The 15,747-nt window shown below is 46.5% G+C and carries 13 protein-coding genes; 8 read left to right on the plus strand and 5 right to left on the minus strand.

Annotated features, from left to right (window positions below; genetic code table 11):
* The first annotated feature begins 197 nt into the window (after positions 1–197).
* The gene (yfbV, locus tag CWI76_RS01490) at positions 198–605 is read left to right on the plus strand and encodes a terminus macrodomain insulation protein YfbV (protein WP_126758617.1); all 408 of its coding nucleotides are present in this window, start codon (positions 198–200) and stop codon (positions 603–605) included.
* A 17-nt stretch (positions 606–622) separates the two neighbouring features.
* Here yfbV and xthA read toward each other — a convergent pair whose 3' ends face one another.
* Complete coding sequence (gene xthA, locus CWI76_RS01495; RefSeq protein WP_126758618.1) at positions 623–1,432, minus strand: exodeoxyribonuclease III; 810 nt, start codon at positions 1,430–1,432, stop codon at positions 623–625.
* Between the two features lie 166 nt (positions 1,433–1,598).
* Here xthA and CWI76_RS01500 point away from each other — a divergent pair, with 166 nt between their 5' ends.
* Genes CWI76_RS01500 through CWI76_RS01520 form a run of 5 tightly spaced genes read left to right on the plus strand, consistent with a single transcriptional unit; the run spans position 1,599 to position 6,870 of the window.
* Complete coding sequence (locus CWI76_RS01500; RefSeq protein WP_126758619.1) at positions 1,599–2,666, plus strand: alpha/beta hydrolase; 1,068 nt, start codon at positions 1,599–1,601, stop codon at positions 2,664–2,666.
* A gap of 25 nt (positions 2,667–2,691) precedes the next feature.
* On the plus strand, positions 2,692–3,774 hold the full coding sequence (gene hemH, locus CWI76_RS01505) for a ferrochelatase (protein ID WP_126758620.1): 1,083 nt from the start codon (positions 2,692–2,694) through the stop codon (positions 3,772–3,774).
* Positions 3,767–4,012 carry a hypothetical protein gene (locus CWI76_RS01510; RefSeq protein ID WP_126758621.1) on the plus strand — a complete coding sequence of 82 codons (246 nt, stop codon included), beginning with the start codon at positions 3,767–3,769 and terminating at the stop codon, positions 4,010–4,012. The genes hemH and CWI76_RS01510 overlap by 8 nt, the downstream gene beginning before the upstream one ends.
* Positions 4,009–5,475, plus strand: a complete 1,467-nt coding sequence (locus tag CWI76_RS01515) for a phospholipase D family protein (RefSeq protein ID WP_126758622.1) — start codon at positions 4,009–4,011, stop codon at positions 5,473–5,475. The genes CWI76_RS01510 and CWI76_RS01515 overlap by 4 nt, the downstream gene beginning before the upstream one ends.
* 39 nt (positions 5,476–5,514) lie before the next feature.
* Positions 5,515–6,870, plus strand: a complete 1,356-nt coding sequence (locus tag CWI76_RS01520) for an MBL fold metallo-hydrolase RNA specificity domain-containing protein (protein WP_126758623.1) — start codon at positions 5,515–5,517, stop codon at positions 6,868–6,870.
* A 16-nt stretch (positions 6,871–6,886) separates the two neighbouring features.
* Here CWI76_RS01520 and CWI76_RS01525 read toward each other — a convergent pair whose 3' ends face one another.
* Positions 6,887–8,248, minus strand: coding sequence for an SLC13 family permease (locus tag CWI76_RS01525; RefSeq protein ID WP_126758624.1), 1,362 nt, complete (start codon positions 8,246–8,248; stop codon positions 6,887–6,889).
* A 114-nt stretch (positions 8,249–8,362) separates the two neighbouring features.
* Here CWI76_RS01525 and CWI76_RS01530 point away from each other — a divergent pair, with 114 nt between their 5' ends.
* Complete coding sequence (locus CWI76_RS01530) at positions 8,363–10,390, plus strand: BCCT family transporter (protein ID WP_126758625.1); 2,028 nt, start codon at positions 8,363–8,365, stop codon at positions 10,388–10,390.
* A 4-nt stretch (positions 10,391–10,394) separates the two neighbouring features.
* Here the strand turns inward: CWI76_RS01530 and CWI76_RS01535 are convergent, their stop codons facing one another.
* The 3 genes from CWI76_RS01535 to CWI76_RS01545 form a co-directional block, all read right to left on the minus strand.
* A complete protein-coding gene (locus CWI76_RS01535; RefSeq protein WP_126758626.1) occupies positions 10,395–13,454 on the minus strand; it encodes a putative bifunctional diguanylate cyclase/phosphodiesterase in 3,060 nt (1,019 codons plus the stop codon).
* Between the two features lie 161 nt (positions 13,455–13,615).
* Positions 13,616–14,068 carry a GNAT family N-acetyltransferase gene (locus tag CWI76_RS01540; protein ID WP_126758627.1) on the minus strand — a complete coding sequence of 151 codons (453 nt, stop codon included), beginning with the start codon at positions 14,066–14,068 and terminating at the stop codon, positions 13,616–13,618.
* A complete protein-coding gene (locus CWI76_RS01545; protein WP_157980792.1) occupies positions 14,068–14,664 on the minus strand; it encodes a YceI family protein in 597 nt (198 codons plus the stop codon). The genes CWI76_RS01540 and CWI76_RS01545 overlap by 1 nt, the downstream gene beginning before the upstream one ends.
* Before the next feature lie 128 nt (positions 14,665–14,792).
* Between CWI76_RS01545 and CWI76_RS01550 the strand changes: the two genes are divergently transcribed.
* Positions 14,793–15,677, plus strand: a complete 885-nt coding sequence (locus CWI76_RS01550) for a mechanosensitive ion channel domain-containing protein (RefSeq protein ID WP_126758629.1) — start codon at positions 14,793–14,795, stop codon at positions 15,675–15,677.
* The last annotated feature ends 70 nt before the right edge of the window (positions 15,678–15,747 follow it).

The following is a 15,747-nucleotide window of genomic DNA, read 5'->3' on the forward strand; positions in this document are numbered from 1 at the left end:
CTGTGAGTTAGCTGCAGTGAAGTATGTAACGTGATGAATTATATAGATATTTTGTAATGATTGATTTCCGTACAGTTGGCTAGAAAAACCGTTTTTCGTTATTCGATCGCTGCGCTTGTCGTTATTCGAAAAAACAGACACACTACAACGATTAACGATTAACGATTAACGATTAACGATTAACGAATAACGCACTTATGAACTTATTTAAATTAATGAAAGATGGCCAGCATTACGCCAACATTTGGCCTCGGCACGCCGTTGTCGCTGCAATGACCGAGAGCCGAGTGGTGCCTGCGGTGCAATTTGCAGCTCGGTGGATGCCGGCTCTGGCGGTGATTAATCTTGCGGTGCAATGGCAGTGGCAGGGACACATGCTGGTGCCGCAGGCGTTGGTCACGTCGTTATTCCTACTGTCGTTGCCGTTTCAAGGTTGGTTTTGGCTTGGACGCCGCGCAAATACGAAGTTAGATCCGCGCTTGAAGCATTGGTATGGTGACTTGGCGAAAAAACTGAAGGTGCAACCGCAGGCGCAGCCGACCTATATGGATTTAGCAAAAATATTAAAAAAAGCACTCCAAGAACTGCCGCCAGACGAGCATTAACCTGGCGGCAAGATTACTTAAATAGAGAACGAACTCCAAATTGGCGCATGATCAGACGGTTTCTCGATGCCACGTAGTTCGTAGTCAATGCCGCTATCATTACAAACCGCTGCTAGCTTTTTTGTTGCCAAAATGAGATCGATTCGTAGTCCTCGGTTGTCGTCAAAGCCCCGTGAACGATAATCGAACCAGCTATATTGATCGGTTACTTCTGGGTGTTGCTGACGATAGGTGTCAATTAATCCCCAATCTAGCAGCGTATTCAGCCACACGCGCTCTTCTGGAAGGAAGCTACATTTGCCGGTACGCAACCAACGTTTTGCGTTGTCGTCACCAATACCGATGTCACAATCCTGGTGCGAAATATTCATATCACCCATAACAACAACCGACTGTTCGCTGTCGAGCTCATTATTCAGGTAATTCATCAAGTCAGCATAGAACTTTTCTTTAGCTGGGAATTTTAGCGGGTGGTCACGACTTTCACCTTGCGGAAAATAACCGTTTAATACGCGCACGCGCTCGCCACTATCAGTAATATAGTCACCCATAATCATTCGACGTTGGGCTTCCTCACCATCGTTTGGAAAACCAAACGTTGGATTTTCTAACGGCTTTTTACTTAACAGCGCCACACCATAATGGCCTTTTTGACCGTGAAAAATCACGTGGTAGCCCATCGCCTCAACATCTGCGAGCGGAAACTGTTCGTCGTGAACCTTGGTTTCTTGCAATCCAATCACATCGGGTTGATGCTTCTGAATGAGCGCTTCAAGCTGATGTAAGCGCGCGCGAATACCATTAATGTTGAATGAAATGACTTTCATTTTTACTCTCTTGAATTCGTTTAGGTCAATTTTAACAAAGGAAATTCGGTAAGTGCGGCAAGCATATCAGATTGCCACAATCGAGGCGACAAGAGCTGTTTAACGTGCGCTTTTTCGATATACTCAGACCATATAACACGTTGTACGAGCAAGGAATACAGAGAACATGACCACCGATTGGTTGACCATTAAGGCAGGGCGCGACGCTTGGTTACATATTCAAGATAACGGCTTAAACGCAGATGATATTGGCTTATTGTTAGGCGCTTCTGGTGGTCCTAAGTGGTTTGTTTTGCAGGGCATTGATCGTTATTTGTTCGGTGACTTTTTCAGCCAGCGCACGCAACCGCTCGATATGCTGGGAACTTCCGCTGGGGCTTGGCGTTTTGCAAGTTTAGGGCAAGCTGATCCGGTGGCCGCAAGCGATTTATTCTGCCGGTTGTATCGCCAACAAACTTACAGTGCGAAACCTGATGTGCGCGAAATTACCGATGAAGCCATCAAATTGTTGCATGAATATGTTCCTGATGCCGCAGTGATTGACTTGTTGCAGCAAGATAAATATAGACATCATTGGATTGTCACTCGGTGTCGTGGTTTAACTGGTACCAACGGACGTCGGCAAATTGCTGGATTACTTGGGTCTGCGGCTGCCAATGCCATGAGTCGTCGGCATTTGGGGCGTTTTTATGATCGGGTAATTATGCACCATCCGCAGTCCACCGTTGAATTTGCTAAAGGTTGGCAAGATATTCCGACTTATACGGTGCCTCTTAGTCAGGAAAATTTTAAACAAGCGCTATTGGCTACCGGCTCGATTCCGATGGTTCTGGAAGGGGTGATGGATATCGCGGGTGCGCCGCCTGGAATGTACCGCGATGGAGGCATCACCGATTATCACTTTGATCTCGATTTTAGTGCGGTGAATGGGTTGGTGCTGTATCCGCATTTTTACCATCAAGTAGTACCAGGCTGGTTTGATAAAAGCCTGAAATGGCGACGCACGCGCGGGAAACAGTGGCCGAATGTGATCCTTATGTCACCGTCACCCGAATTTATTGCGTCATTACCATATGGCAAGATTCCGGATCGCACCGATTTCGCTAAACTAAGTGTTGAAGACCGCTTTAAGTATTGGCAACAAGCGGTTGAGCACGGCCATCGTATGGCCGATCAATTGCGTGAGTGGATAGAGTCGGGCGAGATTCGTCAAAAAGTTCAATTGTGGACATAAATGTGTACATAAGGGAGTAGTAAGCATGCGTTTTCAAGGTAGTCCTAAGTTTAGTCATGCACAAACCGATAGAATTGGCGTACTCGTTACCAATCTTGGTACGCCGGATGAACCCACGACGCCTGCGCTACGCCGTTACCTACGCGAATTTCTCTCAGATCCCCGAGTGGTCGAAGTACCGCGTTTACTGTGGTGGTTAATTTTAAACGGTATTATTTTACGAATTCGCCCACGTCGTTCTGCGGCTGCATACAAAACGGTCTGGACAGAGCGAGGTTCGCCGCTTTTATTTCATACGCAAGATCAGCAGCAGGCGTTGCAAGCGAAGTTAGCTGAGCGATATGGCGATGATGTGGTGGTTGAGTATGCGATGCGTTATGGCAATCCATCCATTGCCTCAGGCCTACAAAAATTGTTTGATGCTGGTGTTCGTAAGCTGGTGGTATTGCCGCTTTACCCGCAGTACTCGGCCGCAACTACCGGTTCAACCTTTGATGCTATCAGTCAAGATTTCAACAAGCGTCGATGGCTTCCTGATTTTCGCTTTGTTGGGCATTATCACGATGAGCCCAAATATATTGCTGCAGTAGTCGATAGTATTCGAAAATTTTGGGAGACGCATGGTAAGCCAGAGAAGCTCATTCTAAGTTATCACGGCGTGCCGCTTCGATATTTGCATGATGGCGATCCTTATCACTGTGAATGCCATAAGACCTCGCGCTTAATCGCCGAGCAATTAGGTCTTGAAAAACACGAATATATGACCACGTTTCAATCACGATTTGGTCGTGAAGAGTGGCTACAACCGTATACTGATGCTACTTTAAAAGCATTACCAGAGCAGGGAATTAAGCGTGTTCAGGTTGTTTGCCCTGGGTTTAGTGCCGATTGTTTAGAAACAATTGAAGAAATTGGCGAGGAAAATCGCGAGTATTTCATGGAAGCCGGCGGTATCGACTACGCTTATATTCCAGCTTTGAATGCACAGCCAGCTCATATTGATGCGCTCGCTGATATTATCGATAAGCAGTTGCATGGCTGGCAATTAACTCACGATGAGGCGCAACGCGCCGAACGCGCCACTGCATTGGAGGCGAAGCATGAGTGATAAGGTAGACAAATCCGATGATAAGCAAGCGGAACATGAGCGCGAGCGCGTGTTTCAAATTTCCGCTAACCGTGGGCGTTCTCGACATAAATTGCGCTATGTTGAGAGTTCGGTCAGTGACACCGGCGATTGTCGCTTATGTGTAGGGGCGTTGAGCCCCGACGAGGAATCTTCAGCATTACCGGACGATTCGACGACGGTTAAAGACGATAACAAGGATGCTACTAGTAAACCATGACCGAGGCGCCTGAAGGCCGATTTGCAACCGCTATACAGCCGTTACTAGCTGAACACCCAAAGCAAAGTGGTGTGGTGCCGCTAATTAATGCTCGTGAAGCATTTGCAGCACGGGTTGTGTTAGCTCGCCACGCGCAATATACCCTAGATATTCAATATTATATTTGGCGTAACGATCGTACCGGTACGTTACTGTTTGAGGCCCTACATGAAGCGGCTGAGCGTGGTGTAAACGTGCGATTGCTGCTGGATGACCACAACACTGCTGGCTTAGATGCGGTGTTGATTGGCTTACAAAGCCATCCAAATATTCAAATTCGTCTTTATAATCCGCTGAAGCTTCGTCGCCCGCGATTTCTTAATTATTTCTTTGATTTTGCTCGGGTTAATCGCCGCATGCACAACAAAGCCTTTATTGCTGATCAACAGGTTTTGATTAGTGGTGGTCGTAATATTGGTGATGAATATTTTGGTGCGCACGATGATATGATTTTTGCCGATCTCGATGCGCTGATGATTGGTCCGGTAGTAAAGCAGGCCCAACAAGAATTTGAGAAATATTGGAATAGCGCCTCAGCGGTTCCACTCAGTCAATTGTTCACGTTAACGAAGCCACAAAGTTTGACGAAATTGGAGCAACGCGCGAGCGTGATTGAAGCCGACCCTAGCGCACGGCAATACATAGAAGCCATTCGTGAATTACCGTTTGTGCAAGATTTTTTGACCCAAACGTTAGACTTTGTCTGGGCTGACGTTCGGTTGATGTCGGATAGTCCAACTAAAACGTTAGGTTTAGCACAGCAGCAACACTTGCTGGCTTACCAACTTCAGCAAGCAATCGGCAATCCGCAACACTGTGTGAAGTTGGTTTCGCCTTACTTTGTGCCGACAAAGACCGGTGTCGCACAATTGTGTGAACTAGCGGCTAGCGGTGTCGATATCACCATCTTAACTAATTCGTTAGAGGCAACCGATGTCGCTGTTGTTCACGCAGGGTATGCCAAATGGCGCAAAGCGTTAATTACGGCGGGCATTAAACTCTATGAAGTGCAAAAGGTATCGCCACTTGCGCGTAAACAAGAGCGTAAATTGCGGCGTCAGCGTCTGAAAGGTAAAGAGCGATTCGGTACCTCAGCATCTAGCCTGCACGCAAAAACCTTCAGTGTTGATAAAGAGCGAGTTTTTTTAGGTTCTTTTAACTTTGATCCGCGATCGATAGCGCTCAACACCGAACTTGGATTTATTATTCACAGCGCCGCACTCGCGCAAAAAATTGATCAAGCGTTTCGCGATACCGTACCTAATTATGCGTATCGTGTTGATCTTGATAAACAAGGTAAACTCTACTGGGAAGAGCGGTTAGGTCCACGAATAACTCGCTATCATTTTGAACCTGGCGTATCGTGGTGGCGTCGATTAGGCATGAAAACGCTGGCATTACTACCAATTGACTGGTTGCTTTAATTGGCGATAGCAAAATAGCCAGCAAACAAGGAGTCGTCTATGCATTTAACCTTTCTAGGCGGTTGTGAAACGGTTACTGGTTCGAAGTACTTACTTGAAACAGATACAACACGCGTGTTGGTAGATTGCGGTATGTATCAGGGCTACAAGTGGCTGCGTCGACGCAATTGGCAGCCTTTGCCAATGGGCATTCAAGATGTTGATGCAATTGTACTAACGCATGCACACCTCGATCATTCAGGGTTTATTCCTGTACTCTACAAACATGGTTATCGAGGTCCTGTTTTTACCCACCATGCGACGGCTAGATTATGTGGCTTGTTGTGGCCGGATAGCGGAAAAATTCAAGAAGAGGATGCGAAGTTCTACGGTCGCCATAAGTTAAGTCGCCACGAAAATCCTGAACCCTTGTATGATGAAGCCACTGCAGAGGCCGCTTTAAAGTTGCTCCATCCAATTGATTTTAAGCAACAGTTTGCAGTTGGCGATATTGAGTTTTCGTTATATCCGATGGGGCATATTCTCGGCGCTGCAAGTATTGTTGCCGAGCATAAAGGTAAACGAATCGGGTTTAGTGGTGATATCGGTCGCCCTAACGATATCTTGATGAAACCGCCGGAGCCAATGCCGTCGGTGGACATACTGTTGGTTGAGTCAACCTATGGTGACCGTCGTCATGAGGCAGACGACCCGTGGGAGCAACTTGCAGAGGTAGTGAATGAAACGGCGGCAAGCGGCGGCGTATTACTTATCCCAAGTTTTGCAGTAGGGCGCGCCCAATTACTTCAGCATATGCTGGTTAGCTTAATGGCTGAGCGAAAAATACCGCGAATGCCGATTTTCTTAGATAGTCCGATGGCGATAAAAGCCTCCGATATTTATGGTGATTATCATCAGTTTCATCGTTTAACGGCTGAGCAATGTCAAGCTGCCGAACAACAAGTAATTTATACCCCGCATGTTGAAGATTCAAAGGCGATTGCGAAGCAACATGGGCCACATATCATTATTGCTGGTAGTGGTATGGCTACGGGCGGGCGCATCTTACACCACTTTAAACATTGGTTGGGTGATCATCGCGCGACTGTTCTGTTTTCTGGCCATCAAGCGGGGGGAACGCGCGGTGCCAAGATGGAACAGGGCGTCGAACGTATTAAAGTGCATGGTGAGTGGCTTCCGGTTAAAGCACGGATCCGCAGCCTTGATGGCTTATCTGGCCACGCTGACTATCAAGAAATAGGCGATTGGCTGCATAGCTCGCCATTGCCACCTGATCTACAGGTGTACTTAGTTCATGGCGAACCAGACTCATTAGAAGCGATGTCAGATTTTCTCAAACAAACCACATCATACGACGTCAATATCGCTGACTATATGGGCGTTATCCACTTTTAATTTCAACGAGTAATAGCTACACAAATAACATTACAATGGCGGCAGTCAATGCCGCCATAATCACATTTAAAACCATACCTTCACGTACCATCATCTTGATTGTCAGCCGTTCCGACGCAAATACGATCGAGTTCGGAGGTGTGGCTACCGGTAAACAAAACGCGCAGCTACAAGCAATAGCCGCTGGAATCATAAGCAACTCTGGAGGTAAGTTCAGCGCGCCTGCAGCAGCTGCCAACACCGGCATAAGCAGCGTTGCGGTGGCCGTATTTGACGTGACCTCGGTAAGAAAACTAACGGAAATGGCTAACAGGAATACTAAAAGCCAGGTCGGGAGGCCCGCCAGACCCACCAAACCATCGCCAATAATTTGGCTTAATCCACTACTGACAAAGCCCTGTGCGAGTGCAATACCTCCGGCGAAAAGTAATAGAATACCCCAAGGAATCGACACCGCATCGCGCCACTCTAACAATGAAACACCGTATTTATCGTGCCAAATAAACAGCGCTAAAACGCCCATGGACGCAACGGTTGCATCGCCCATGGTGCCTAAGCCGAGCGCCTCGGACCAGCCGCCGAATGGCGCCGTGCGCGTCATCCATAGCAGGATAACCATGCCAAAAATAAGCAACACACGTTTTTCCGCACTACGAATTGGGCCACTTTCGGCGATTTCGAGATGAGCCTCTGAGGTTAATCCTCGCGTTAACCACCAGGCCATAACTGGAATACCAATGATGACAAGCGGTAGTCCAATTTGCATCCATCGCATAAAGCCAAAACTGGTGCCGGTATAACTCTCGTAAACCGAGGCAAAAATTAAATTTGGTGGGGTACCAATCAATGTCGCGATACCACCTACTGACGCTGAATAAGCGAGTCCGAGTAGCAGTGCACGTTGAAATTTGTGATCGGGGCTCGCGTCAGCCAGTGCCAACGCAACAGGTAATAATGCAAGTACTGCGGCCGTATTTGAGATCCACATCGACAAAAAAGCAGTAGCTATCATAAAGGCAAATATCATGCGGCGGGCGCTGCTGTTGCCGAGTTTACGAACTAAACTCAAAGCGATTCGTTTGTGTACACCGCTTAATTCGACAGCTTTGGCCAACATGAACGCTGCCATGAAGAGCAGAATAATCGGGTTACCAAGTGCCGCAGAGACCTCGTTAGCACTTGCAATACCGCCAAGTGGTAACAGTACAAAGGGTAGCAGTGACGTGGCTGGAAGCGAAATGGTTTCAGTTATCCACCACCAAGCAACCCAAACCGTGGTTGCTAACGTCCATGCCGCGGCGGTAGGCATGCCAAATAGGAAATGAGCCAACAAGTAAGATAAAACCGCAGCAATTGGGCCAGCAATTCGGTGAAACATAGTCTGTAGTGCTCCAGGAAGTTTCGAAATAGGCTATCAGAGTTGCCGCAGATTTGAAATTTTTCCTCTTAGCGCATAGGGTTAAATAACAAAAATCAAAGGGAGTGAGTACGCATGTCGAACACAAAAGCGAAATGGAACTCCGCAATTTTAGTGCCGGTTTTTATACCAGCCGTTGCAGTGATTGCGTTGTTAGTCATCGGTACATTGAGTAGTCCCGAACTTGCCGGTGAATTGTTCAGTGATGTATTAGCATGGATAACCAAGGATTTCGGTTGGTTCTACATGTTGGCTGTTGCCATATTTTTGGTTTTTATTGTGGTTGTTGCCATCTCCAAATGGGGACGTATTAAATTGGGCCCAGACCATGCAGAGCCGGAATACAGTTTCCCCGCGTGGTTCGCCATGCTGTTTTCGGCCGGCTACGGTATTGCCTTACTTTTCTTCGGTGTAGCCGAGCCAGTGCTGCACTATGCGAGCCCACCAGTAGGTGCGGCGCAAACCGTCGATTCGGCGAAGCAAGCCATGCAGATTGCATACTTCCATTGGGGCTTTCATATTTGGGCAATCTATGGTCTGGTGGGATTGGTACTTGCTTATTTTTCTTTCCGTCATGGCCTTCCACTGTCGATGCGTTCAACGCTCTACCCAATGATTGGTGAAAAGATTCATGGTCCAATGGGTCACGCTGTTGATACCTTTGCGATTCTTGGCACCATGTTCGGCATCGCGACGACGCTTGGTTTATCGGTGATTCAAATTAATGCGGGGCTCAACTACTTGTGGCCCGAAATACCTGTGAATACGACGGTCCAACTGATTGCGATTGCGGTGATTACGGTGTTTGCGATTATGTCGGTGGTTGCTGGCTTAGATAAAGGTATCAAACGGTTATCGTACGTGAATATGACGCTTGTGCTGTTTATCTTATTGTTTGTATTTTTTGCCGGCCCAACGGTTCATATTTTAGAAACCTATCTACAGAATACTGGCTCGTATTTAAACAATATTGTGGAGCGTACCTTTAACCTTCAAGCTTATTCGCGTAGCGACTGGATTGGTAATTGGACCTTGTTTATTTTCGGTTGGACTATTGCTTGGGCACCATTCGTCGGCCTCTTTATCGCGAAAATTAGCCGCGGTCGCACGATTCGTCAATTTGTATTCGGTGTCATGTTTGTCCCAACCATGTTTACGTTCTTCTGGTTTAGCGTGTTTGGTGATACCGCGCTAAACATGATTATGAATGAAGGCTACACAGCGCTAATAACCGAAGTTCAAAATGATGAGGCAATTGCCTTGTTTAAGCTCTATGAACGGTTACCGTGGACGAATATTCTATCTTTTGCCACGGTGGTCTTGATTGTCACGTTTTTCGTCACTTCATCAGACTCAGGCTCACTGGTTATTGATTCACTTGCGTCGGGCGGTATTGCCGACACGCCGGTATGGCAACGCGTGTTTTGGGCCAGTGCCGAAGGCGTGGTGGCGGGGGTGCTATTGCTAGCTGGTGGACTTGGCGCATTGCAAACCGCTTCGATTACTAGTGCGTTACCGTTTGCGGTCATTATTTTAATTGCTGCGTTTGGTATGTGGCGGGCGCTGGTAATAGAAGGGCATCAATATGCGAGCTTAAAAACCGCTATGCGAACCCATCGTCGAGGCGTGCACGCAGGCCCTTCGTATTGGAAGAAACGCCTAGCTGGGGTTGTTGACTTCCCCCGTCAGACAGAAGTGCGCGAGTTTGTTGAGCATACGGTTATGGAATGCCTTGGCGATGTAGCGAAAGAACTTGGCACCAAAGACTGGGAAACGGAAACCGCATTCGACGCTGATCATGTTCGTGCAATACTTACCATTCGTCGACAAGATGAAGTTGATTTCAGTTATGAAGTGCGCATGCGCGCTTATCAGCGTCCGCAGTTTGCGATAACCGACAAGCGCGATAAACGAGATACTGAATATTATCGTGCTGAGGTGTTCTTACGCCAAGGTGGACAAGCTTATGATCTGTATGGCTATGAGCCAAATGACATCATTAACGATGTGATTAACCAGTTCGAGAATTACTTACAGTTTATGCATATTTCACCGGGTAGCTTACCGTGGGATCTTGAGCAGCATGACGATGACCTGAAATAATTGATTAAGTCAGGTCATGGTTTTGGATAAATATTAATAAATCGGCAAGTGGCATTGGGCGAGCAAAATAAAAACCTTGCCCATAGCCACAGCCGAATTGTTTTAATAAAGCAATCTGTTCTTTTGTTTCAACGCCTTCAGCAATGACTTCTAGGCCAACCTGTTTGGCCATGTTAATGATGCCTTGCGTAATGACTTGGTCGCTTAATGATTGCTCGAGCTCTTTAATGAACGCCCGATCAATCTTTAACTTGCTTACCGGTAAAGTTTTCAGATAACTCAAGCCAGAAAATCCAGTACCAAAGTCGTCAATTGCGACACGAATACCGCGTTCTCGCAGACGCTCGAGTACACTGATGGCATTATTAGTGTTTTCCATCAAGATGCTCTCAGTGAGCTCGAGCTCCAACATTTCAGGAGATGTTTGTGTCTCTTTAAGAACGGTCTCGATTTGCTCGAAGAAATTCGCTCGGTGGAACTGCAGTGCCGACAAGTTCACGGCAACACGTTGGATTCCGGCAGCATGTAGCATTTGCATATCGTGACAGGCTTGTTTCAAAGCCCAAGCTCCCGCCGGAATAATTTGCCCTGTCGACTCTGCTAAGGGAATAAATTCAAGCGGTGAAATGGCGGTTCCATCATCAAGAAACCAGCGCATCAGCGCCTCGACCGAGACTATCTTGCCTGAACTAAAGTCAATAATAGGCTGGTAGTAGAGTTGCAATGATTCACTATCGATAGCCTGTTGCAACTGGCTACGTAAAATAATGTCGGACGCAGACATGGATTTGCGCTGTTGACTATAAAATTGCCAATGATTGCGACCTTGTTGTTTCGCCTGAGCCAGGGCGACATCTGCTTGTTGGATTAGACTCAATGCATCTTTGTCACTTGGTTTGTATACGGTCACGCCGATACTGGCGGTTAAATATATTTTCTGCTTGCCAATCGTATAGGGTTCATCGATAAAATCCATGACTTCAGCAACCAAGGCTTCAAGCTGCGGAATTGACTCGCAACGGTTCGTGGCAAGTACGAATTCGTCACCACTGAAACGCGCAAGAATATCTGGTTGTTTAATGTGGTGTTGCAGACGCGCGGCGACGTGCTGCAAAATTTCATCGCCAACTTGTAAACCAAGACTATCATTGACAGGTTTAAAGCCGTCTAAATCGATAAACAGAACAGCGAGTAGTTGTTCCGAAGGCGAACTTTGCTGCTGCCGTACAAAGTGCGTTAACTCACTTTCAAATGCAGCACGATTGAACAAGCCCGTCAGGTTATCATGGCGCGCCTGATAATTGAGTTGTTGCTCTTGCTCTTTAATTTGTGTGATATCTCTACCGATACCGAACGTACCTAAAACATCGCCACCAATAATGATTGGCAGATTCGTAATGTCAAAAATCTTTCTCGTTTTAGTAACATAGGTAATTACTTCTGCTTCATAACGATGACTTTGTCCCGTTTGAATAATCTCGTTAAAGATTGGCAGAATGCGAGCATATTCATGGTCGTCTAAAAACGCCCTAAAGTGCATATCAAGTAATTGTTCACGAGTCACCTCAACTTGTTCACAAAAAGCATCGTTTACATGAGTGAACTTACCTTCGCAATCAAGTGAAAATACCGGATCTGGGTGCTGACTAAACAAACTGCGATAGCGTTGCTCGTTTACTGACAGCTCTTGGCGTTGCTTGCGTAAATGTTTTTGAGTGAGTGTGATTTTGTGACTGTGGTGGCGTAATGCACGATTTTGTTCAAACATCAGAACAAACGCGAGACTGAACAATAAACCAAGGCTAACAATTGCGGTTCGCATATTGGCGGCGTAAGAAAGCTCTTTAAACTCATAGAGCGTTGCGTGAAGTTCTAGCTCCGGTCCGTGCGGTAATGGAAGAATCGTTGATGCGAGCGCCAATTCATTTTCATGGGTCGGTTTATTATCTTCAAAGCTACGCTCTGCTTGCTCTGAAAGCCGAGTATAGACCTTGATACTATCATTCGTAAGGCGAGTAGCCGGATTCATCATTTGATTCAGATCGAATACAGCTAACAAATAGCGCATGTCGTCAACCACATCGGCGATTGGCAAAATCATGAGCGCAACCGCCGGTGCTTCTGATTGCATGAATTGCAACTCAGGAATCATAAAGTTTGTTTTAATGTGGTGCTGCACCAACCAATTTTGCACTTCGGGCATCGCGAGCACTTCAAGACTCGGCATGCGGCTGTCGGGACGATCTTCCGTCCATAACGTTCTCATATTGGTATCGAGTGCGGATAAACTCAGCAAATGAGGGATATCTCGAAGATAGGCTTGGACATCGGCGCGTCGATCAAACTCGAAATTTTTACTGGCCGCTTGCTCCCAACGCTCTGTCATTCGGCTCATCAATTGCACATTCACCATGGCCATGGTACTGCGAGCACTTGCCAGCCTGACCACTTCACGCTCGGCTTGTTGTTGAATTTCCTTGAGGCTAGCGTATCCCATAAAATACCAAGCCACGCTAGTTAGGAATACGGTCATAAAGCCAATAGCCATGGCTTGCTTTCCAGGTAAAGCAGAAGCAAACCTTTCTTGCCTTGAAAGCAAACTGTAGCCAACCCCCAAAAACAAAAGTAACACGGCTGCTACACTCGTAATATCTGGATGCGGGCCGAGAAGCATAAAACCGTTCGGATTGACATGCAGAGCAAGCATGATCACCGCTGAAACAGTTACCACAGCCGAAGATACGCGCATCCAGATGCGTTGTATCGGATGCTTCGGGTTCATCGCCAGCATGACACCAAGTACGATGAATAAAAGAATCATAGGCAAGTAGAGGGCGGCTTCGTACTCGCTTAACCACGACATGTAGAAGATGTCATGCAAGCTCGTGTTGACCAATAAGCTGTGGAGAGCGGCAACAATGATAATACCTGCACCCAGCCACTGTAATTGATAACGTTTAAATAATAGGCCGGCGATAGCAATGCCAATCGCGATACAGATGAGCGATGAGTTATTGGATAGCATCCGTTCAAACAGGCTTTGCGGCTCGACAATCGCGTTCATGACTAGACCGAGCAGGCCTATTGTTAAGGTCGCTACCAGCGTTGTAAATAGTGTTGCCGAAACAACAAAAGGGTTGATCCGTATTTTCGACAAGAGACTTCGTGCCTTACATTTTTATTAAATTATTATGAAGCCACTATAGGAGAGTTTTAATCTCACCGTCAACAGGCATCGTAGTGCATTAATAAACGATGTTGGCTAGGTCCCATAAAATCATTGATTTGTTTAATATCTTTGAAGCCTAATTGGCGATACAAATGAATAGCGCCGTGGTTATTAGGAGAGACGGTTAACGCTAATCGAGAAAATTCACGCGTATGGTTGTGTACATTAGCAATGAGCGACTGCATTAGTTGTCGTCCAACACCTTGTCCGCGCGCTACTTTGTCGACGAGTACCGACATAATCCATAAGGTTTTATCCGAGCCTGGCGCGGCCAAAACGTAACCGACAACGATGTTGTCGCTTTCAGCGACAAGAAACCATTGCGGCCATTGCGCCAAGGCTTGATAAAACAGCGGAGCAGGGTAGCCCTCGTCCGCATAAGTGCTGCTTTCGAGGGCTGCAAGTTGCGCTACATCGGTTGCTGTAGCCGGGCGAACAGCTGCCGCCATTATTGCGTAAACTGCACGCTAAAGGTTACTGGAACGCTGTAATCGATGCGAGAAAGCCCTGCAATCTCGCGCAGTTTGTCGATACCAGCAACTAGATTAAATGCTTTGGCATCAATAATAACAGGCTGCGTTGTCGTCGCTAGAAATCGATCTGTAGCAAGACGCGTTACCTGCAAATAGGAACTGACGGTTTCGCTCTCGCCGGCGATATACACATCGAGTTCAACAGCAATCGGTACAGAATCGCCGATTGACATTGCCATCAACACATCATCTTCTAATTTTGCTGTTGCAGTAACCACTGAATATTCGGTCGATTGGAATAAATGCTCGAGCATTCGTTCGTTTCGAATAGGAATTTGGGTATCTAAGCTAACCACAGGAATTTCAATGCTAACCTGGTTATCCTCCCAGGAGCCCTGTAAATCGGTAAAACGATGAGTTTCTGCCACATGATCATTTTTAACCGATACAAAGTTGAGTACAGAGCTTTCACTGTCAAGTTGCCAAGTATCAGCGCGTGCCGTTTGGGTAACCGTTGTAGTAAATAACGCGGCTGTACATAAAGCAGTTAACAAAATATTTTTAATAGACATACAGTTACTCCTCATGTTGGGCTATAAAAGATAGCATATACATCATTTTTACTCGAGGGACTGACGGAATATTTACCAATCTGGTGTAAGATATTCGTCATAAAAATTAAAACCGACTAGGCCAACCTATGTATACGGATACATTGACAAATTTGTTTAACGAATTTCAGTTTTCTGAGCAGCTACTACGCCCAATTATCGCCACTCTGATATTGGTGACAGCGATAGTGATTATTCGTGCCATATTGTCAAAATTTATCCGCAAGAGTGTTCGTTCAACTGATTTGCGTCGCCGTTGGTTTGTACAAACGCGTAATGCATTATTGTTGTTAATGGTTATCGGTCTGATGCTGATTTGGGCGGAAGAACTGCGTACCCTAGCGCTTGGTATCGTTGCGATAGCAGTAGCTTTTGTGGTGGCTACCAAAGAACTTATTATGTGTTTGACTGGAAGCCTAGTTAAATCAGGGGGCAGTGCATTTAGTATTGGTGATCGTATTCAAATTAAAGAGTTTCGTGGTGATGTGATCGATCAAAACCTATTGACCACAACTATTTTGGAAGTAGGGCCAGGCAAGCACTCACATCAACGTACGGGGCGAATGATCGCCATTCCCAACTCGTTATTTGTTTCTGAACCTGTGGTAAATGAAAGCTATACACACGACTTCGTACTTCATGTATTCACCGTACCGTTCAAACGTGAAGACAACTGGCACGCCGCGCAATCAGCCTTGTTAGAGTCAGCTAACCGTCACTGCGCCGACTATGTTGAACAAGCTCGCCGTTATATGCAGCGGATGAGTGATCATCGCGGTATCGACGTACCATCCGCAGACCCTCGCGTCACTATCTCAGTGCCAGCCGCCGGTGAAATTCATCTTATTATTCGTTTCCCATGTAAATCGGGAATGCGGAGCTTTATGGAGCAGTCCATACTAAACGATGTGTTCCAACACAATGACTTCGCGCCGATTACCAAGCAAAGCAAAACGGAACTTGCTGAGCAATAAGCCTCTCTTCGTCAGATAATTTATGCTTACTAGCGAATGTTATATTGCCTTTCGCTCGAGAGCTTTCTAT

It is taken from the genome of Pseudidiomarina marina, from assembly GCF_003987045.1.
Taxonomy (GTDB): domain Bacteria; phylum Pseudomonadota; class Gammaproteobacteria; order Enterobacterales; family Alteromonadaceae; genus Pseudidiomarina; species Pseudidiomarina marina.

What these genes read in the sequence shown, in the direction of transcription:
- CWI76_RS01535 (WP_126758626.1), bottom strand. Translation starts at nt 13,454, where the DNA reads ATGAACGCGATTGTCGAGCCGCAAAGCCTGTTTGAACGGATGCTATCC.
- xthA (WP_126758618.1), bottom strand. Translation starts at nt 1,432, where the DNA reads ATGAAAGTCATTTCATTCAACATTAATGGTATTCGCGCGCGCTTACAT.
- CWI76_RS01550 (WP_126758629.1), top strand. Translation starts at nt 14,793, where the DNA reads ATGTATACGGATACATTGACAAATTTGTTTAACGAATTTCAGTTTTCT.
- CWI76_RS01540 (WP_126758627.1), bottom strand. Translation starts at nt 14,068, where the DNA reads ATGGCGGCAGCTGTTCGCCCGGCTACAGCAACCGATGTAGCGCAACTT.
- CWI76_RS01545 (WP_157980792.1), bottom strand. Translation starts at nt 14,664, where the DNA reads ATGTCTATTAAAAATATTTTGTTAACTGCTTTATGTACAGCCGCGTTA.
- yfbV (WP_126758617.1), top strand. Translation starts at nt 198, where the DNA reads ATGAACTTATTTAAATTAATGAAAGATGGCCAGCATTACGCCAACATT.
- CWI76_RS01520 (WP_126758623.1), top strand. Translation starts at nt 5,515, where the DNA reads ATGCATTTAACCTTTCTAGGCGGTTGTGAAACGGTTACTGGTTCGAAG.
- hemH (WP_126758620.1), top strand. Translation starts at nt 2,692, where the DNA reads ATGCGTTTTCAAGGTAGTCCTAAGTTTAGTCATGCACAAACCGATAGA.
- CWI76_RS01525 (WP_126758624.1), bottom strand. Translation starts at nt 8,248, where the DNA reads ATGTTTCACCGAATTGCTGGCCCAATTGCTGCGGTTTTATCTTACTTG.
- CWI76_RS01530 (WP_126758625.1), top strand. Translation starts at nt 8,363, where the DNA reads ATGTCGAACACAAAAGCGAAATGGAACTCCGCAATTTTAGTGCCGGTT.
- CWI76_RS01500 (WP_126758619.1), top strand. Translation starts at nt 1,599, where the DNA reads ATGACCACCGATTGGTTGACCATTAAGGCAGGGCGCGACGCTTGGTTA.
- CWI76_RS01510 (WP_126758621.1), top strand. Translation starts at nt 3,767, where the DNA reads ATGAGTGATAAGGTAGACAAATCCGATGATAAGCAAGCGGAACATGAG.
- CWI76_RS01515 (WP_126758622.1), top strand. Translation starts at nt 4,009, where the DNA reads ATGACCGAGGCGCCTGAAGGCCGATTTGCAACCGCTATACAGCCGTTA.